14 protein-coding genes are annotated in these 17,939 nt (G+C 66.0%); 4 read left to right on the top strand and 10 right to left on the bottom strand.

The genetic code is table 11. The features are described 5' to 3' along the window. Positions 1 to 48 precede the first annotated feature (48 nt). Together ACERIT_RS15095 and ACERIT_RS15090 are read left to right on the top strand one after the other, a co-directional pair. Entirely contained in the window at positions 49 to 1,437 is a 1,389-nt protein-coding gene (locus ACERIT_RS15095) for a phosphoglucomutase/phosphomannomutase family protein (RefSeq protein ID WP_373675692.1), read from the top strand. Positions 1,438 to 1,557: 120 nt separating this feature from the next. Further along, positions 1,558 to 2,301, top strand: a complete 744-nt coding sequence (locus tag ACERIT_RS15090; protein ID WP_373675691.1) for a DNA polymerase sliding clamp — start codon at positions 1,558 to 1,560, stop codon at positions 2,299 to 2,301. A gap of 68 nt (positions 2,302 to 2,369) precedes the next feature. Here ACERIT_RS15090 and ACERIT_RS15085 read toward each other — a convergent pair whose 3' ends face one another. The 5 genes from ACERIT_RS15085 to ligA all read right to left on the bottom strand — a co-directional run bounded on the left by ACERIT_RS15085 (position 2,370) and on the right by ligA (position 8,919). After that, complete coding sequence (locus ACERIT_RS15085) at positions 2,370 to 4,118, bottom strand: histidine kinase N-terminal 7TM domain-containing protein (RefSeq protein ID WP_373675690.1); 1,749 nt, start codon at positions 4,116 to 4,118, stop codon at positions 2,370 to 2,372. A 53-nt stretch (positions 4,119 to 4,171) separates the two neighbouring features. Beyond that, positions 4,172 to 4,795 (bottom strand): hypothetical protein, encoded by a 624-nt coding sequence (locus ACERIT_RS15080; protein ID WP_373675689.1) that lies wholly within the window; start codon positions 4,793 to 4,795, stop codon positions 4,172 to 4,174. 83 nt (positions 4,796 to 4,878) lie between these two features. After that, positions 4,879 to 5,772: an ABC transporter permease gene (locus ACERIT_RS15075; protein WP_373675688.1), complete on the bottom strand. Its 894-nt coding sequence runs from the start codon at positions 5,770 to 5,772 to the stop codon at positions 4,879 to 4,881. Next, positions 5,769 to 6,683: an ATP-binding cassette domain-containing protein gene (locus ACERIT_RS15070; RefSeq protein ID WP_373675687.1), complete on the bottom strand. Its 915-nt coding sequence runs from the start codon at positions 6,681 to 6,683 to the stop codon at positions 5,769 to 5,771. Before ACERIT_RS15070 ends, ACERIT_RS15075 begins: the two co-directional genes overlap by 4 nt. Positions 6,684 to 6,756: 73 nt before the next feature. Next, a complete protein-coding gene (gene ligA / locus ACERIT_RS15065; RefSeq protein ID WP_373675686.1) occupies positions 6,757 to 8,919 on the bottom strand; it encodes an NAD-dependent DNA ligase LigA in 2,163 nt (720 codons plus the stop codon). A gap of 289 nt (positions 8,920 to 9,208) precedes the next feature. On the opposite strand from ligA, the gene ACERIT_RS15060 reads away from it, so the two are divergent. Beyond that, complete coding sequence (locus tag ACERIT_RS15060; RefSeq protein WP_373675685.1) at positions 9,209 to 10,390, top strand: alanine--glyoxylate aminotransferase family protein; 1,182 nt, start codon at positions 9,209 to 9,211, stop codon at positions 10,388 to 10,390. A gap of 158 nt (positions 10,391 to 10,548) precedes the next feature. Here ACERIT_RS15060 and ACERIT_RS15055 read toward each other — a convergent pair whose 3' ends face one another. The 4 genes from ACERIT_RS15055 to ACERIT_RS15040 all read right to left on the bottom strand — a co-directional run bounded on the left by ACERIT_RS15055 (position 10,549) and on the right by ACERIT_RS15040 (position 14,764). Continuing rightward, a complete protein-coding gene (locus tag ACERIT_RS15055; protein WP_373675684.1) occupies positions 10,549 to 11,295 on the bottom strand; it encodes a uroporphyrinogen-III synthase in 747 nt (248 codons plus the stop codon). Then, the gene (cobA, locus tag ACERIT_RS15050; RefSeq protein WP_373675683.1) at positions 11,292 to 12,170 is read right to left on the bottom strand and encodes a uroporphyrinogen-III C-methyltransferase; all 879 of its coding nucleotides are present in this window, start codon (positions 12,168 to 12,170) and stop codon (positions 11,292 to 11,294) included. The genes ACERIT_RS15055 and cobA overlap by 4 nt, the downstream gene beginning before the upstream one ends. Next, a complete protein-coding gene (gene hemC / locus ACERIT_RS15045) occupies positions 12,167 to 13,339 on the bottom strand; it encodes a hydroxymethylbilane synthase (RefSeq protein ID WP_373675682.1) in 1,173 nt (390 codons plus the stop codon). Before hemC ends, cobA begins: the two co-directional genes overlap by 4 nt. A gap of 81 nt (positions 13,340 to 13,420) precedes the next feature. Further along, the gene (locus ACERIT_RS15040) at positions 13,421 to 14,764 is read right to left on the bottom strand and encodes a glutamate-1-semialdehyde 2,1-aminomutase (protein ID WP_373675681.1); all 1,344 of its coding nucleotides are present in this window, start codon (positions 14,762 to 14,764) and stop codon (positions 13,421 to 13,423) included. A 138-nt stretch (positions 14,765 to 14,902) separates the two neighbouring features. On the opposite strand from ACERIT_RS15040, the gene ACERIT_RS15035 reads away from it, so the two are divergent. Then, the gene (locus tag ACERIT_RS15035; RefSeq protein ID WP_373675680.1) at positions 14,903 to 15,157 is read left to right on the top strand and encodes a hypothetical protein; all 255 of its coding nucleotides are present in this window, start codon (positions 14,903 to 14,905) and stop codon (positions 15,155 to 15,157) included. 15 nt (positions 15,158 to 15,172) lie between these two features. Here ACERIT_RS15035 and ACERIT_RS15030 read toward each other — a convergent pair whose 3' ends face one another. Next, entirely contained in the window at positions 15,173 to 17,887 is a 2,715-nt protein-coding gene (locus tag ACERIT_RS15030) for a DUF2298 domain-containing protein (protein WP_373675679.1), read from the bottom strand. Positions 17,888 to 17,939 lie beyond the last annotated feature (52 nt).

Genomic DNA, 17,939 nt, shown 5'->3' with positions numbered 1-17,939 from the left:
GGTCCGGGACCGATCGATTATAAACGGGCCACTCGAAACCGATCGACCATGGACGCGACCAAGACGGACCCGATCGCCTTCGGCACCGATGGCTGGCGCGCCACGCTTGACGTCTTTACCGACGAACGCGTTCGGATCGTTGCCCAGGCGATCGCGGATCACCTCGCGGCTGCCGGCCGTTCGGCTCCCGTATTCGTCGGCTATGACGCTCGCGAGAGTTCGGAGGGATTCGCCGAGCAGATCGCGGAGGTCCTCGCCGGGAACGGCTTCGAGGTCTTGCTTCCCGAACGCGACGTTCCGACCCCCGTCGTCGCCCACGCGATCGTCGATCGCGGCCTCTCGGGCGCCTGCATGGTGACCGCCTCCCATAACCCGCCGGAGTACAACGGCGTGAAGTTCATCCCCCACGACGGTGCGCCGGCGCTGCCGCCCGTGACCGACGACATCGAGTCCCGACTTCGCGAGCCCGATCTCTGCCCTCCGGACGAGCGCCCCCCGATCCGCCGATGTGACCCGACCATCGCCCACGCCGACGCGGTTCGCGATCGGATCGGCACCGATCTGTCCGGACTCACCGTCGTCTACGACGCCATGCACGGCAGCGGCCGCGGCATCACCGATCGGCTGCTTGCGGACGCCGGCGCTGACGTGATTCGGTTGCGTTGTGATCGAGACCCGACCTTCGGCGGCACCCCGCCCGAGCCGAGCGCAGAGAACCTGCACACGCTCGCCGACACCGTCCGCGAACGCGATGCCGATCTCGGGATCGCCAACGACGGTGACGCCGACCGGATCGCGGTCGCGACGCCCGATCGCGGCGTCGTCGACGCGAATCACGTGTTTGCCGCGGGTTATGAGTTCCTCCTCGAATCCCATTCCGGTTCCGCGGTCCGAAGCGTCTCGACGACGTTTCTGATCGATCGGATCGCCGCCGCACATGGCGAGACCGTTCACGAGACCCCGGTCGGGTTCAAGTGGATCGCTCGCGAGATGGCCGATCACGACGCGCTCTTCGGCGGCGAGGAGTCCGGCGGCTTCTCGATTCGCGGTCACGTTCGCGAGAAGGACGGGGTGCTGGTGGCGCTGCTTGTGGCCGCGGCAACCCGTGAGGAATCCCTCGACGATCGCCTCGATCGGATCGCCGCCGAGTACGGGCCGGTCCATACGGACCGAACGAGCATTCCGTGTCCGGACGATCGAAAGGATGCGGTAATGGCGGGTCTCTCCGATCGGATTCCGGACGACGTCCTCGGTCGGGAGATCGACCGAGTTGTGACTCTCGATGGGTTCAAACTCCTCCTGGAGGATGGTTCCTGGCTGCTCGTGCGACCCTCCGGAACGGAGCCGAAACTCCGGATCTACGCCGAATCGGACGATGCTGCGCGCGTGGAGGGACTGCTTTCGGCCGGACGCGACCTGATAGAGCCGTTGGTGTAGGGCGATCGAGGCTCGTGTCGGGAGGTTGACTGCTCGGGCGCTGCGCACGCGACGCGCGCGAAGAACATATAGCGTCGAATCGCGGGTCTTTTTAGGGCATTGCGCCGTAGCGGTCCGTATATGTTCAAGGCCATCGTGAGTGCGTCGACGCTCCAGGACGCGCTTGGCTCCGTGAGCGTGCTCGTCGACGAGTGTAAGGTCCGCCTGAACGAGGAGGAACTCGCCATTCGGGCCGTCGATCCCGCAAACGTCGGCATGGTCGATCTCTCGCTTGAGGCCGCAGCCTTCGAGTCCTACGAGGCGGACGGCGGCGTCATCGGCGTCAACCTCGCTCGTCTGCAGGACATCGCCGGGATGGCCAACTCCGGCGACCTCGTCCATCTGGAACTCGACGAGGAGACCCGCAAACTCCACATCCAGATCGACGGGCTCTCGTACACGCTCGCGCTCATCGACCCCGACTCGATCCGCCAGGAGCCGGACATTCCGGACCTCGATCTCCCCGCGGAGATCATCTTGGAGGGCGCCCAGATAAACCGCGGCATCACCGCCGCCGACATGGTCTCCGATCACATCCGGCTGCGCGTCGACGAGGCCGAAGAGGCCTTCTACATCGAGGCGGAAGGCGACACTGACGACGTCGACCTGAAACTGGAGCGCGACGACCTCATCGACCTTACTGCCGGTCCCGCCGACTCGCTGTTCTCGCTCGATTACCTCAAGGATATGAACAAAGCGATCCCGAAGGACGCCGAGGTAGTCGTCGAACTCGGCGAGGAGTTCCCCGTCAAACTCCACTACTCCTTCGGCGAAGGCATGGGCAACGTGACGTTCATGCTCGCTCCGCGGATCCAAAGCGAGTAGGTCGAATCGCCGTTTCCTGCCGAAATAGCCGACCGAGCGCGGTTCGACCCGTCCTGCTCGTCGCGAACTCACGCCTTCTCGTCGGCCGTCCCGGACACAACACCCGTGACCGGCAGCCGCAGCGTCGCGATCGTTCCTCGTGGGTCCCGGTCCGCGAACGTCGACTCGGCACCAAGCGCCGCACTCGCCCAGTGGACGATCCACAGTCCGAGGCCAGATCCGTGTTCGAGCGCCGTCTCCCGGCCCGCCTCGATCGCTTCGACCTCGTGATCGGGAATTCCGGGACCGTCATCGAGGACGCGGACGATGAATTCCCCGTCGGATCGGTCGATCCGGACTCGGGCCCACCCCTCGCCGTCCGGCCGTTCGGTCCCTGCACCGTCGTGGTGAAAAAGCGCGTTCTCGAGGAGGGTCGAGACGGCGGTCACGAGCGTTCGCTCCGGGAATGGGGCAGTGGCGTCCGCGTCCGTCTCGATTCCTGCCCCTCGATCGAGTTCCACGATCGCCTCCGGGAATTCCTCGCGGGCGTCCGCGACGGCCCGCTCGAGACACGCAACCACCGAGACCGAACGCGGCGGTTCACCCTCGATCAGCGTCTCGACCGTTCGAGCCTTCTCGCCGAGCGCGGCGAGCGCATCCGAGCGTCGTTCGATCGCATCGGCCATTCGTCGGTTTTCACCATCGAGACGGTCGACGAGCAACTCCGCATAGCCATGGACGACGCCGGCGTCGTTTCGGAGGTTGTGTCTCAAGATCCGGTTGAGAACCTCGAGCTGTTGGCGCCGTCGTTCCCGTTCGGTGACGTCCCTGAAGATCGTGGTGTATCCGACATGTGAGCCGGACGGATCCGAAAGCGGCGAAACCGAAATCGCGAACGTCGCCTGTCGATCATCGACCCGCCGCTCGATCGTCGCCTCCATGCCGACTTCGGGACGGTCGATCCCAACGACCGACGATATCGGCCGATCGATTCCCGATTCGGGATCGAAATCGAACGCGTCGTCGAACGCCCCGTTCGTCCTCGCGATCCGCTCCTCGGGATCGACCACCGCGATCGGGTCCGCGAGGTCGTCTATCGCCGTGCGTTCGGCCGCTCGAATCGTGGTCGGATTCCGCGCGAAGAGTTCGCCCCGCCCGAACGCGTAGGCGTCCAGTACGACGTGGGGAATGAAAAGCATCGGTGCGAGGTTGAGTTGGGGGACGGGACCGATCCCGAACGCCCACGCCAGGAGCGCGATCCCCGGTGGAAGCGTGCTGAGGGTGACGGCGGTGGCTTCCCGTCGGAACAGTGGTCCGTAACTCAACAGCGTGTCGACGAGGAGTCCGACGGACACGACCACCGCCAGCGTAGTGATCCCGAGGGTGAGAACTGCCGCCGGCTCCAGGGTGTACGAGACGGTGGCCGAGTGGAGGACCGGATCGAGTTCGAATCCCGTCCACATCGCTCCGTGGTGGGCGTTCGTGACGACGAGCACCGAGGCGATCACGCCCATCGCCGCGAATGTGGCGTATCCTCGCCCCCACACCACATCGCCGCGGCCGGTGTACTCCAGCGCGAATGCGAGAAAGATGAGCCCGGTCCAGACGATTCCGAGCCAGGCGATCGTCTCGAGGGCCACGCGAAGTCCGGGATCGAAGACGAGGAGTCCGATCCCGTAGGCGAAACACCACCCCGCCTGGACGATCAACATGGCAATGAACCAGTTCGCTCCCGGCTTCCCGCGATGGCCGGAAACGGGTGGAACGAGTGCGAGGCTGGCGACGCCGGCAGTGAGGGACCCGATCGCGGGCCACGGAAGCGTCACGACCTCGACCATACTCTCGTGAGGACGGGCGACCTGCTAAAACTGTCGCGACGGGGCGATGAGATCTATCGGTGTCGTTCGATCACGCGCTTTGCCGACTGTGCCTTTTCCTTCCAGCCGTAGCCCGCATCGTAGACGTGGCGTTTCGACTCGACGAGTTCCGCCGGCGAGGATTCCTCGAAGCCGCCACGGTTCCAGGCGCCCGACTCGTGGAGCCATTCGATCACGTTCTCCTTCGTTTCGGGCCAGGAGAGGCCGACCATTTCGTACCACGCGATCATCGCAAACACGGCGTTGTCGTGACATCCCGGGACCGATCCGTGTTCGTAGATCGTTCGCATCGGCTCGCGGGTCGGCTCCGAGACGAGTTCTTTGAACTCCGCCGCGGTGAGCAGTCGGAGGTCGCCGCCGTCCCTCCCTCCACCTCCGTCCGCGTCGCCGTCCCGGACGACGCGGTTGCCGCGTTCGAGCGTTCCGAGCGCGGCCCGATGGAGCCCGGACCACTCACCGGGGACCGCCTCCCGAAGGTCCGATTCGTCGATTCCTGTCGGTTCCTGCGTCAACACAGCGAGGAGATCCGTGTAGGCGCGCTCGATCGTCGGCCAGTCGACACCCTCGAACTCGCAGTCGGCATCGTGGAGACTGTTCGTCGTTCGACAGCCGGGACACGGATACTGAAACGTCGGCACTATCCCATCGTTGGACCCGGCGGAAATAGGGTTTTCGCGACCGTCCCGTCGGAATCTCCGATCCAAGTGCGTATCGAGGCGGGTCAGAGATCGTGACGCTCGAATAGCTCCATCCCCACGTACACCGGAACGACGAACCACAGCGCGAGCAGGGCGGCCACGACCGGATCGGTGAACGCGACCGGTAGCTCATTGCCGAGCGCGTCGGCGGCCGCCGGATCGAAGAAGATGAAGAAGCCGAACAACTGCTGGCGCGCCTCCATTTGCGTCGACAGCAGCGAGTCGACGAGCGTCTTGTAGGCCGCGATCGGGTTGAGGAGTTTGATCCCGAGTTCGACGAGGTATCGCCGTTGGACACCCATCCCAGCATACTCCTGGAGCCCCGAGGCGATCCGGGATGCCGCGGTCCCCCAGAAGACGTTCGTCAGGATGAACAGGCCGACCGACCCGACCATCGCCTGTCGGTCGCTTTCCGCGGCGGCGGAGATCCCGACGGCCAATCCGACGAAAACGATCCCGAGGAGGACGGTCAACAGCGCGAAGGCGACGAACCGCCCGACCGCCTGGGTGCTTGCGGCCGGGATCAACACGATCCCCGCAGCCAGAAATCCGATGACGATCGGCAGCGCGACCACGGTGGACCGACCGATGACCTTCCCGAGGACGACGTCCGCACGCGAGTGGGGAAGTGACAACAGCAGCTTCAAGGTCCCGCTTTCCCGCTCGCGGGTGATCGAGGCGTAGCCGATGACGATCGCAATGATCGGCACGAGGACCGCGGTCCCCTCCTTCATGAACTGAATGAACAACACGATGATACCGGTCGCCTCAGCGGCATCACCCAGTCCGATTCCGAGGGTGTAACGAAACAGTGCCGGACCGGCGAATACCACGACGAAAAGCGCCGAGAGGGCCCATATCCACCGCGATCGAACCGCATCCTGGAAGTCCTTGCGGGCGACGGCGCGGTAGCTCATTCGGCCACCTCCCCTTCGGTGTAGGCGAGAAAGAGGTCCTCCAGAGACGCCTCCGTGGTCGTGAAGTCCTCGACGGTCACGCCTTCCGTCTCCAGGGCGGCGATCACGTCCGTCTTCACGCCGCTTTCACAGCTCACGCGGACGATTCCGCCATCGGTCTCCGCGTTCGCGACCCCCTCTATCGATCGGACCGACGCGAGGTCCTCCTCGCGAGCGGCGTCGACGGTGATCTCAAGCGTTTCATCGCCGCCGACCGCCTCGCGTAGCCCCTCGATCGAGTCCTCCGCGATGAGCCGTCCCTCCCGGAGTATCCCGACCCGGTCACAGACCGCTTCGACCTGGCCGAGCACGTGCGAGGAGAAGAAGACGGTTGCGCCCCGTTCCGCCTCCGTCTCGACGATCTGGCGCATCTCCCTCGCGCCGGCCGGATCGAGCCCCGAGGAGGGTTCATCGAGGATCAACAGGTCGGGCTCCCCGACCAGTGCCATCCCGAGCACGAGCCGTTGACACATCCCCTTTGAGTAGCCGCCGGCCGGCCGATCGGCATCCTCGGCGATCCCGACGCGTTCGAGGACCGCCTCCGGATCGTCGTCGACCTCCTTCGAGTCGATCGCGAACTCGATGTGTTGTCGTCCCGTCAGCCGGTCGTAGACGTCGAATCCTTCCGGGAGCACGCCCGTTCGACGTCGAACCGCGACGCTTTCGGCCTGTGCGTCGTGTCCGAGCACGCGGACCGCTCCCGACGTCGGACGGACGAAATCCAGGAGCACGTTGATAGTCGTCGACTTTCCGGCACCGTTCGGGCCCAGAAAGCCGAATATCTCGCCCTCCTTGACCTCCAGATCGAGGTCGTCGACGGCGGTCACATTGCCGAACCGCTTTGTGACGCCGGAGAGATCGATGGCTGTCATATCTCCGGATCCTTCCCGTTCGGATAAAGGGTTGTGGGTGTTCGGACGGCGATTCGCTGGCCTGCAGTCGACCTCACGCCGGTGGCCAGTCGATCCCGTGGTCGGCCAATAGCGCCTCGAACTCCGTCCCGTCGATCGTCTCGACGTCGTGAGCCGCGGCGTCGCGGCGCTTGCTCGTGCCGGGGTCCTCGCCAACGACCAGATAGTCCGTGTTGCCGGAGACGCTTCCGGTCACGTTCCCGCCGTGCCGCTCGATGAGTGTCTCCGCCTCGCTGCGCGGGACCGAGAGCGTTCCGGTGAAGACGAACGTCAGCCCCTCGAGTTCCGTTCCTTCCCTGGCTTCGTCCGTGCCATAGGGCTCCGGACCCACCCCCAGATCACGAAGCGTCGCGATCGTCTCGCGGTTTCGCTCGCTGTCGAGGAACTCCCGGATCTCGCTGGCGACGGTCTCACCCACGTCGTCGACTGCCTGCAGTTCCGATTCGGAAGCCTCCAGAAGCGCATCGAGCGTCTCGAAGTGTTCGGCCAGATTGCGGGCAGTCGTCGCCCCGACTTCGGGGATCCCGAGCGCGGCCAAAAACTCCGGAAGCGACGGCTCCTTGCTCGCCTCCAACTCCGCGAGGAGGTTCTCGGCGCTCGTTTCGCCCCATCCTTCGAGATCGACGAGCGCCTCCCGATCGAGTCGATAGAGATCCGGGAGCGACTCGACGAGTCCGGCCTCCCGGAGTTGTGCGACGGTCTCCGGCCCGACTCCCTCGATGTCGAGCGCCTCGCGCCGTGCCCAGTGTTCGACGGCCCGTTCGAGTTGGGCGGGACAGCCGAGCCCGCCGGTACAGTAGGCGTTCGGGCCCTCGTACTCCACCGGCGAGTCACAGACCGGACACGTGTCGGGGAATTCGTAGGCCCCCTCCGTCCGCGTTTCGACGACTGCGGGGATGTACGGAATGACGTCACCGGCGCGGTAGACTCGCACCACGTCCCCGACGTTCACGTTTAGTGTCTCGATCTCCGCGGGGTTGTGAAGCGTCGCCCGCGAGACGGTCACGCCACCGATGTCGACCGGATCCAACAGCGCGACCGGGGTAAGCCGTCCCGTCCGGCCGACCTGGACTACGATGTCCTCCACGGTCGTGGTCTCCGTCCGGGGTGGAAACTTGTACGCGAACGCCCACCGATACGATCGCGACGTGGCCCCGAGCAGCTCACACGCCTCAAGGTCGTTCACCTTGATCACGGTGCCGTCGATCTCGTAGTCGAGTTCGTCGCGCTCCTCCTGTAATCGGTCGCGGTAGGCGATCGCCTCCTCGATGTCGTCGACGAGTTCGTCACGGTCGTTTTTCCGCAGACCGAACTCGGCGATCGCCGAGAGATCCTCCCAGCGGGTTTCCGGACGCTCCGGTTCCTCCCCGTCCGCCTCCCAGGCGAGCACGTCGAAGAAGAAGACGTTGAGCGGCCGATCGGCCACGACCGATGGATCGAGTTGCCGGAGCGTCCCGGCGGCGGCGTTGCGCGGGTTCGCGAACGGCTCCTCGCCGCGTTCCTGTCGCTCACGGTTGTACTCGTTGAACGCCTCCCGTGGGATGTACACCTCGCCGCGAACGGAGAGGAACGACGGGACTCGATCGCGGTCTCCGCGAAGCCGCTGTGGCACGGCTCGGATCGTTCGAACCTGCTCAGTTACGTCGTCACCGCTCGCCCCGTTCCCCCGCGTCGCGGCTCGGACGTACTCGCCATCCTCGTAGACGACCTCGATCGAGAGGCCGTCGAATTTCGGTTCACAGACGTACCCGATCGTGTTCGGATCGAACCCGGCCGTCTCGAGTTCCCGGTGGACGCGCTCGTCGAACTCGCGGACGTCCTCGGCATCCGTCGTCTGATCGATCGACAGCATCGCAGCGGCGTGTTCGACCGTCTCGAGTTCCTCGATCGGCTCGCCCCCGACGCGCTGGGTGGGTGATTCGGGCGTTTGGATGTCGAACGTCTCCTCGAGTTCCACGAGTCGATCGAAGAGGGCGTCGTAGGTCGCATCGGAGACGATCGGATCGGCCTCGACGTAATACCAGTAGTCGTGTTCCCGGATCGCCTCGCGTAGGTGCTTGGCCTGCGTCTCGGCCTCTGCCTCCGAGAGATCCTCGACCGGTTCGAAGTCGGTCGGTGGATCGACCACGTAGGGATTCTCCGCAGGATCGGCGTACCGTCCCGCCCGGCTTTCTCCCGCGTTCTCATCCTCGCTCATATGCCTCACCTGCGATCGCCATGCCCTAAAAGGGGCCGTGCTCGTGCGATGTCGCCCCGTTCCATCCAGTTCCGGTTCGTCCCCCTTCCTCAGTCCCGTTTGGTGACGACGCTTGCCGGTCGTTGTATGGTTCCCGGAGAACGTGACACGGTAACGTTCCTCACTCACGCGATTTGATCCACAGTTGTGCATCAACGGAGTCGTGAGTACCACCGATCGGGGGCGATTGATCGCCATTCGTGAATCCGAACCCAGGACGCTTAACCCGGCTGAGAATGTGGGTTCCGATATGGACGAGGAGTTCCTGCTGTTCAACCCCGGTCCGGTGCCGGTGACCGATGAGGTCCTCGAGTCGATGGCGGAGCCGATGGTCTCTCACCGTTCTGCAGCCTTCGAGGCCGTCTACGAACGCGCACAGGATGGACTGGAATACGTCTTCACCTGCTCGACGCTCGACGGTTCCTCGACGTCGACGGGCGGCACGCCGCTCGTGTTCAACGGAACGGCGACGATGGGCATGGAGGCCGCAATCGCGAACCTCGTTGATGAGGGCGATTCGGTCGTCTCGCTCGTCAACGGAAAGTTCGGCCGTCGCTTCGCCCGGATCGCCGACCGCTACACCGACGCAGCCACCCGTGTCGAGGCGACCTGGGGCGAATCGATCGACGTCGATGCCGTCGCCGGGGCGATCGACGACGAGACCGAACTCGTCACGATGGTCCACAACGAGACCTCCACCGGTCTGCTCAACCCCGTCGAGACGGTCGGCCAACTCGCCGCCGAGGCCGACGCCACCTTCGTCGTCGACGGCGTCACGAGCATCGGCGGCGACGAGTTCCGGATCGACGAGTGGAACGTGGACATCGCCGTCACGGACGCCCAGAAGGCGCTGGCTGCACCGCCGGGCACGTCCGCGATGTACGTCACCGATCGCGTCAAAGATCGGATCGATGGCGAGTCGGCTCCCTTCTATGAGGACCTCGATTGGCACCTCCGGAAGGCCGACCAACATCAGACGCCGTTCACCTCGGCGGTGCCGCTGTTCCGCGCGCTCGCGGTCGCCGTCGAGGACATCGAGGCGGAGGGGATGCCCGACCGGATCGCACGCCACCGCACGCAGGCGGCGGCCTTCCGTGAGGGATTCACCGCGATGGGGCTGGAACTCTTCGGCGACGACCAAGGACCGACCGGCCAGTCGAACACGCTGACGGCGATCGAACTCCCCGAGTCGGTGAAGGGCGATACGGCCTCGGACTTCATGGACGCCGTCGGCGAGCGCAACGTCTCCATCTCCGGTGGGCAGGCCCACCTCGGTGGCACGATCTTCCGCGTTTCGAACATGGGCAACTTTACCGCCGACCAGATCGTCCGCGGCGTCCGAACCGTCGGCGAGGCCTTCGGCGAGGTCGGCGTCGATCTCGACGTCGACGCCGGCGTCCTCGCGGCCCGCGAGCGACTCGACCAATTGTAGCGAATCGACCGTTCGATCCCGGCTTTTGACTCCCTTTTTGCTCGATCGTGGCTATGTTCGTCACCGATCGCCTCGCTTTCGCGCATCTATCGACGGAGCGGACCCGTCGCTCGCCGTTTTCGCCTCGATCGAGTCGGGGATATCCCCTGACGGGCACCTCACTCGTGGTAACTCGGTGCCGCCCGCTCGACGACCGCGGTCGCGAGCGACTCGAAGGTCGCCTCTCCGGGAACGACGTCGACGGTGATCCCGTGTGACTCCGCAGTCTCGCGGGTCGGATCGCCGATCGCACCGACGACTGCCGACGAGAGTCCCTTTCGTGCGGCTTCCTCGATCCCGCGTTCGGCGGCCGCCTCCAGGAAGTGTTCGACCGTGAGCGAGGACGTGAACGCGGCCGCTTCCAATTCCCCTTCGGCCGCACGTTCGGTCGAGTGACCCGCACTCTCGGGTCGGACGAGTCGGTAGAGCACGGTTTCGTGCACGTCGCCACCGGCCGCACGCAGCCCGTCCGTGAGCACGTCGCTGCCGTGATCCGATCTCGCGACCTCCACGCGGACGCCCTCGATATGCCCCTCAAGCGCTTCGACGAGCCCGGCGGAGGTGTATTCCTTGGGCACCAGATCGACCTCCCAGCCGACCTCGCGAGCCGCCTCGGCGGTCGCCGGACCGATCGCCGCAAGCGTCGTCTCGGGGGCCGGCTTCCAGCCGCGTTCGGCGGCGAGTTCGACGCCCGTCTTGCTAGTGAGGATGACGTACGGCGCGTCCTCGGGCGTTCGTCCGGTCGCCTCGACCGCAAGCATCGGATCCGGAACCGGGTCGGCGCCGAGCGAGGAGAGCAACTCGACCGCGTCGCCGATCCGCTCGTCGTCCGGCCGGAAGACCGCGACGCGGACCTGCCGGCTCACGCGTGGTCACCCCCCGTGAGGGCGTTGCCATTCGCGTTCCCGTCTCTGCTTTTGCCTTCTGTTTCCCCTCCCTCGATCGGTGCCGCGGTCTCGTTCTCCAGGAAGGTGACGACGCGCTCGCGGGTTGCCGCTACCTCGCCGATAACCGTGATCGCGGGCGGCTCGATCCCGGCCGCATCGCGCGCCTCGACGATCGTCTCGAGGGTTCCCGTCGCGACGTCCATTCCGGGCCAGGTCGCACGCTCGACGAGCGCGACCGGTGTGTCGGGATCCATTCCCGCCTCCACGAGTGCGGCGACGTACTCCGGGAGTTTGCCCACGCCCATGAGGACGACGAGAGTCCCGCCCGTGGCTGCAAGCGCCTCCCAGTCCACCGCGGATTCCGACTTCGTCGGGTCCTCGTGGCCGGTGACGAACGAGACCGAAGAGGCGTGATCGCGATGAGTGACGGGGATCCCGGCGACGCCCGGGCCGGCGATCGCCGAGGTGATTCCCGGGACGACCTCGAAGGGGATCGACTCCGCTGCGAGGTGTTCCATCTCCTCGCCGCCGCGACCGAAGACGAACGGGTCGCCGCCCTTCAGCCGGACGACCGTCCGCCCCTCGCGGGCGAGTTCGACCATCCGTCGGTTCGTGTACTCTTGGGGTGTCCACTCGCCATCGGCGCGCTTGCCGACGTCCTCTCGTTTCCCTTCGGGGATCGTCTCCAGGATCGCCGGGCCGGGGAGCTTGTCGTGAAGAACGACGTCGGCGGTGTCCAGCAGCTCGCGGGCTCGCACCGTCAACAGCTTCGGGTCACCCGGACCGGAGCCGACCAGATACACCTTCCCTGGTGCGTCCTCCGGGACGTCCGTGGGTATCGACTCCTCGCTCATCGGTTGTGAGTCCCCCCATTCTCGCCGGTTTCGGCCTCCTCGCGTGCCCGATCGATCAGCTTTGCCGCGCCGCGGTCGGCCAGATCCTGGGCGAACGCCACCGCGTCCTTCGTATATTGCTCGACGTCGAGATCTCGCGTCTCGGCGACCTCCTCCGTGCCGTCCGGCGAGAGCACGCGCACGTTCGTCCGGACGTAGGACCCCTGAAGGATCGCGTTGATCCCGATCGGTGCGATACAGCCCCCGCCGAGTTCCGCGAGGATGGTCCGTTCCGTGGTCGTCTCCACGCGGGTTCGTGGGTGATCGACCGCGGAATTGACCGTCTCGATCACGTCGGGATCGACGGCGACGACGGCGATCGCACCTTGGCCGGCCGCCGGCACGAACTCCTCCCGCTCGAGCCGAACGGTCGGGACGGAAGAAAGCAGGTTCGCACGGCGGAGCCCGGCCTCCGCGAGGACGAGCGCGTCGTACTCGCGATCGACCTTCCGTTCCATCGCCGCCCGCTCGAGATCCGAAAGCGAGTCGAACCACTCCTCGACCGTCCGGCCGAACTCGCGGTCGTCCGCTGCCCCGCCGCCATCCCCGGATCCGCTGCCAGTCGAGCGGTTGTCGCTCCCGTCCGAGCTACTGTTTGCCGTCATCTCCTCCTCCGACGCGTCCATTCTCGCCTCGTGCTCGCGCTGGAGTGTCGGCGCCAGCAGCTTCTCGATCCGGGTGTCGACGTTTCCGCGGATCGGCTCGACCTCGAGATCTGGACGGGCCGCCCCGATCTGGGCCGTTCGGCGCAGCGAGGCCGTTCCGACTACCGCTCCAGGTGCGAGTTCCTCCAGATCGCGTCCGTCCGGGGTCACGAGTACGTCGCCGGCCGGCGCTCGCCGTGGGACGCCGGCGATGACGAGGTCGTCCATGCCCTCTGTCGGAACGTCCTTAAGCGAGTGAACGGCCAGATCGGCGTCCCCTGAAAGTACCTCCTCGTCGAGCGATCGGACGAATGCGCCCGTTTTTCCCAACTCGTGGATGAGGGCGTCCGGGATCCGGTCGCCGCGGGTCTCGACCGTCCGGATCTCGACCTCTCGGCTTCGGCTCGCGAGCGCGTCCTCGACCGCCACCGCCTGCTTCACGGCGAGATCGGAGCCACGCGTGGCGAGTCGAAAGGTCTGGGTCATACCCGATCGGTCGCGCCCGGGCGTGAAAAGGCCTCCAGTTTCCGCCCACGCGCGCCGTCTCGATCGCGTCGGGTCTCCTCTCTAGAGCGCGTGTTTGTACGCCTCGAGCGTCTCCTCGACGTCCTCGTCGGTGTGGGCGTAGGAGACGAACTGGCTCTCGAACTGATTACCCGTGAGGAGCATCCCGCGTTCCTTCATCTCCTGGCGGAAGATGCGTTCCCAGCGGTCGGTTTCCGCACGGGCGACGTCGGCGCCCGTCTTCGGACAGTATTCATAGCGTGGACACGCCGGTTCCTGTCTACACCCGGCCCCACAGCACTCCTCGATGTCCTCGCTTGCCGGTCCCTCGCGGGTGAAGATCGTCTTGAAGATCGAATCGGTCCCGACGACCGTATACGAGGGCGCCTGATCCGCGCAGATATCCGTTATTCCCTTGCGGAGCCGACGGCCCAGATCGTTCACGTGATCGTAGACGTCGTGTTTCGCCGCGTACTCGAGGTAGGCCTTGCCGGCGGCCATCGTTACCGGATGTCCGGAGAACGTCCCCGCCTGGAAGACGCCTCCCGCGGGGGTGAACGACTCGAGGATCTCCGCGCGGCCGCCGATGGCGCCAACCGGGAAGCCGCCACCGACGATCTTGCCGAACGTCGTGAGATCCGGAGTCACGCCGAATTTCCCCTGGGCACAACTCAATCCGCCCACCCGGAAGCCGGTGATGACCTCATCGAAGACCAGAAGCGAGCCGTGATCGTCACACAGCTCGCGTAGCGTCTCGTGGTAGCCGTCGATCGGCATCACGACCCCCATGTTCGCGAGGATCGGTTCGACGAGCACGGCCGCGATGTCCTCGCCGTGCTCCGCGAACACCTCGCGGGCGGCCTCCGGATCGTTGAACGGGATCGGGAGGGTGTGTTTTGCGAACTCCTCGGGGATGCCGGCCGTCGAGGGGGTTGGGTTCTCGGCGTTCCCCTCGACAAGCGTCGACTCCTGGGCGCCGTGATAGCCGCCCTGCATGATCACGACCTTGTCGCGGCCGGTGTAGCCCCGCGCGAGCCGCACCGCGGAGACGGTGGCCTCCGTCCCGGAGTTGACGAACCGGACCTGCTCGACGCTCGGAACGTGGCGTGTGAGGAACTCCGCGTGTTCGACCTCGATCTCCGTCGGCGCCCCGTACATCGGCCCGTCGGCTGCCGTCGACTGGATCGCGGCAGTCACCGGCTCGGGAACGTCGTGGCCGTACAAAAGCGGCCCGTAGCCCATCACCCAGTCGACGTATCGGTTGCCGTCGGCGTCGATCACGTGGCCGCCCTCGCCACGCTCGATGAAGACCGGATACGGGATCGTCGCCCGAACCGAGGAGTTGACGCCACCCGGCAGTACCGATAGTGCACGATCGTACAACGCACGCGAGCGCTCGTGGTTCATACCTTACCGTTCGACCGAGGGAAGAAAAGACGTTACGTTCGTGTTCCCGCCGTTTCCCCCGATCGACCGAATACGTTCGCGTTCACGGTGATCCCCTCGAAGCGGGAGTGTTTTCTCCTCGCGGGTCGATCGATCGATATGGATCGGACCCGCGTGACTGTTCGCTGTTCGTCGTGCTCCTTCGAGGAGACGTATACGTCGCTTCGACGGGCCCGGACCGACCTCGCGACGCACCGTCGTGAGCACGGCCACGATGTCGACTGGTCGATCGAACGGCTCGCACCGGGCGTCGAACGCGCCGGCTCCGACGCCGGTGTCTGTGGCCGTCCCCAATGCGCAAACGGGGATTCGCCGCTCGTCGCTACTCGACCCGAAAACGCCGAGGATTCATAACGGACCGTTTCGGGGTCACTGTATCAGGTCGATCCGGACGCTCCCGTTCTCGTGAACCAGATCGATCGGGAGGCCCGTATCTAGCCGCACTCGAACCGTCGATCCGGGCTCGACCCGTACCGGTTCGTGGGCACGCGCGCGCTCCTCGCCCGCGGTCGCCTCGACCGTCGCCAGCCCCGAGCGAGTTCGGGAGTCGGTGCGTTCGGCTTCCCCGTCGCTCGCTCCGTTTTCGTCCGCTTCGTTTTCGCTCGTTCCGTTTTCGCCGGTCTCGTTCGTTCCAACCGATGCGTCAGCCTCGTTGACGATCGTGAGTTCCATCACGAGATGGCCCGCCTCGTCCTCCTGGAACTCCCAGTCGTCGATCGAGAGGGTTCGCTCGCCGGGCTCCTCGGCGAGGTCGATGTCGTATCCCGGCGTCTCGGCGGGGTTCACCCGGTAGATCCGGACGCCATCGTTCTCGAAGACCCGATCGATCCCCGCCATCGAATCGAACGCGACGATCCGGTCGTACGCCTCTCGTTCCGCCCGCCCGACCCAGATATACTGGACGTCGTAGTGGGAAAGCAGCGTCCCGACGACGACCGGATCGTCCGTGTACATCCGGTCGGCGTGGGCCGCCCGCCGCTCGAACGCCTCGCCGCCGCGATAGCCGCGCTGGTGGTCCCACCCGACCACGGTCGGTAACCCGGTGAACGTCGACGCCACCGATCCCCACGTGTAGCTTCGGCGGGTCGGCGCCTCGAGCACGGTTGGGGTTCCGTCCCGTTCGTCGAGCCACCCGATCGCCGCGAGCTGATCGGGATACCACCGCTCGTGTCCGTCGAAGCCGTCGATCGTCGGGTCGCTCGGCGGGTCCGCGATTTCGGGGCCGGCCGCCAGCACCGGGAAGGCCGCGCTTGCGAGCAACACACACCCGACGACGAATATCGCCGCGAAACCCGGGATCCGATCGCGTGCGGAGACGTGTTTTCCGGCGTCGATCCCCGCTCCCTGCGCCCGATCGCGCCCCCAGACGAGAAGGCGAGTCGCGACGATCCCGGCGGCGATCGCCGTCAGAGTCCACGCCTGAATGGCGACCTTAAGCGTCGTGTTCCAGCGATCGAACTCCGGCGGCCACACGCGCGCGTGGACCACCTCCATCGACAACACCAGCCCGACGCCCGCGAGCAACAGCGTCGTCTCGAAGCCGGCTCCGTCGTCGAATCGAACGACCGCGTACCCCACGAGGAGGAGACCGCCACAGACGGCAAGCGCCGGGAACGCGAGCGGCCCGACGAGGAGCCCCGCAAGTCCCGTCCCGACGGCGAGAACCGCGATCGTTCGGGGACGCGATCCGAGATCGAGCGTCGGTGCGGCGCGCCAGCGCCACCCGAGATAGGCGGCGAAAAGCAAGAACGGACCGCCGTACAATAATAGGAGTCCGATCAGCCCGGTTCGGGGTGGAAACAGGCCAATACCGTCGTTCGTCGGCGTCCCACCCAACAGGAACGGAGTTGCCGCTGCGAGCGAGAGCGCGCCCACGATGGCCGCCACGACGGTTGCCCAGAGCAGCCTGGAGGCCTCCCCTCGGGGCGTTCGGTCCTCACCGATCCCGTTCGGAAGGACCGATCGAAGCCGTCCTCCGAGGGGGAGAAGCGTGATCGGGTGGGCCGGCGCGGTCAACAGTCCCAACCAGGCGAGGCCGACCGCCGTCGGCAGCGCCCAGGTGTTCGTCACCCCGAGCCAGCCTCCGACGATCGGGATGCCACAGCCGAGCAGGAGGAGCCGCCGTCGGCGGTCTTCCTCCGGTGTCAGGTAGTAGGCGTACGCGAGCGCCGCGGCCAACAGGAGGAATCCCGTGGTGATCGTGTGGCCGTGATGGTCCCCTTTGATGAACGAGTACAACGGCGTCTCCTGGAGGGTCCCGGAGACGACGTATCGGGCGTCCCACCACGACCAGGTCCAGGGGTTCGACTGTTCCAATACGGCCTCCTCGTAGGGGTCCCGGATCGCACCGAAGACGGGACGACCGTATCGGAGGGCGACCCCGTCGGGCAACAGCCCGAACGCCAACCGGACCGGGGTCGTGACGGTTCCCCCGAGTGCGACGAGAAAGGCGCTCATCGTCCCGGCGATCCGCCGCGGCAAACCGTGTCGATCGGCGATCGCCCCTGCGAGCCCGTAGGCGGCTGTCGCCAGGATGCCGAAGTACGTGGCGAGCGCGAGATTGTACGCATACCGGAGTTCGACGCCGCCGACCGTTGCGATCGTCACAGTCGTCACGTGTCCTCCGTAGTAGTAGCGCAGCGACTCGCCGGCGAACCACATGTCCTCCGGCGGCAGCGAAGGGGCGCGATCGACGGCGTTCAACACGCCGAAATGCAGGAACTGCTCGCCCCCCTGCGGGGTTATCGTCGGGGAGCCGGTTCGTAACACGAGCGCGAACCCCATCGCGAGCGCGAACACGCCGCCGATCTCCGCCGCCCGTCTCGGAGAGGGACGATGCCCGCGAGCGAACGCGATCGCGCCCGCCAGAACTGGAACCCCGGTCGCCAGTATCGCGACTGCCGGCCCGTATCGGAGTTGTCCGACCCACACTGCGGTCACCCCGACCGTCACGATCGAAAGCGGCAGCGCGAACGCCGCTCCCCGGTCGGGAAGCGTCGGCCAGACGAGTGCACAGATCGGTAGCGCCGCGAGATACAGACCCAGACAAACGAGGATCCACCGGAAAATCTGAAGGGACTCCATCCGGTTTGGATCCATCGGGTAGCGGCATTAAGAGTGTTCTCCTCTCCGAGGA

It is taken from the genome of Halopenitus sp. H-Gu1 (assembly GCF_041821145.1).
Classification (GTDB): domain Archaea; phylum Halobacteriota; class Halobacteria; order Halobacteriales; family Haloferacaceae; genus Halopenitus.
Note: the sequence above shows the minus strand (reverse complement) of the source record. Positions and strands in the feature narration are given on the sequence as shown.

What these genes read in the sequence shown, in the direction of transcription:
- ACERIT_RS15035 (WP_373675680.1), top strand. Translation starts at nt 14,903, where the DNA reads ATGGATCGGACCCGCGTGACTGTTCGCTGTTCGTCGTGCTCCTTCGAG.
- cobA (WP_373675683.1), bottom strand. Translation starts at nt 12,170, where the DNA reads ATGAGCGAGGAGTCGATACCCACGGACGTCCCGGAGGACGCACCAGGG.
- ACERIT_RS15085 (WP_373675690.1), bottom strand. Translation starts at nt 4,118, where the DNA reads ATGGTCGAGGTCGTGACGCTTCCGTGGCCCGCGATCGGGTCCCTCACT.
- ligA (WP_373675686.1), bottom strand. Translation starts at nt 8,919, where the DNA reads ATGAGCGAGGATGAGAACGCGGGAGAAAGCCGGGCGGGACGGTACGCC.
- hemC (WP_373675682.1), bottom strand. Translation starts at nt 13,339, where the DNA reads ATGACCCAGACCTTTCGACTCGCCACGCGTGGCTCCGATCTCGCCGTG.
- ACERIT_RS15070 (WP_373675687.1), bottom strand. Translation starts at nt 6,683, where the DNA reads ATGACAGCCATCGATCTCTCCGGCGTCACAAAGCGGTTCGGCAATGTG.
- ACERIT_RS15090 (WP_373675691.1), top strand. Translation starts at nt 1,558, where the DNA reads ATGTTCAAGGCCATCGTGAGTGCGTCGACGCTCCAGGACGCGCTTGGC.
- ACERIT_RS15095 (WP_373675692.1), top strand. Translation starts at nt 49, where the DNA reads ATGGACGCGACCAAGACGGACCCGATCGCCTTCGGCACCGATGGCTGG.
- ACERIT_RS15030 (WP_373675679.1), bottom strand. Translation starts at nt 17,887, where the DNA reads ATGGAGTCCCTTCAGATTTTCCGGTGGATCCTCGTTTGTCTGGGTCTG.
- ACERIT_RS15040 (WP_373675681.1), bottom strand. Translation starts at nt 14,764, where the DNA reads ATGAACCACGAGCGCTCGCGTGCGTTGTACGATCGTGCACTATCGGTA.
- ACERIT_RS15075 (WP_373675688.1), bottom strand. Translation starts at nt 5,772, where the DNA reads ATGAGCTACCGCGCCGTCGCCCGCAAGGACTTCCAGGATGCGGTTCGA.
- ACERIT_RS15060 (WP_373675685.1), top strand. Translation starts at nt 9,209, where the DNA reads ATGGACGAGGAGTTCCTGCTGTTCAACCCCGGTCCGGTGCCGGTGACC.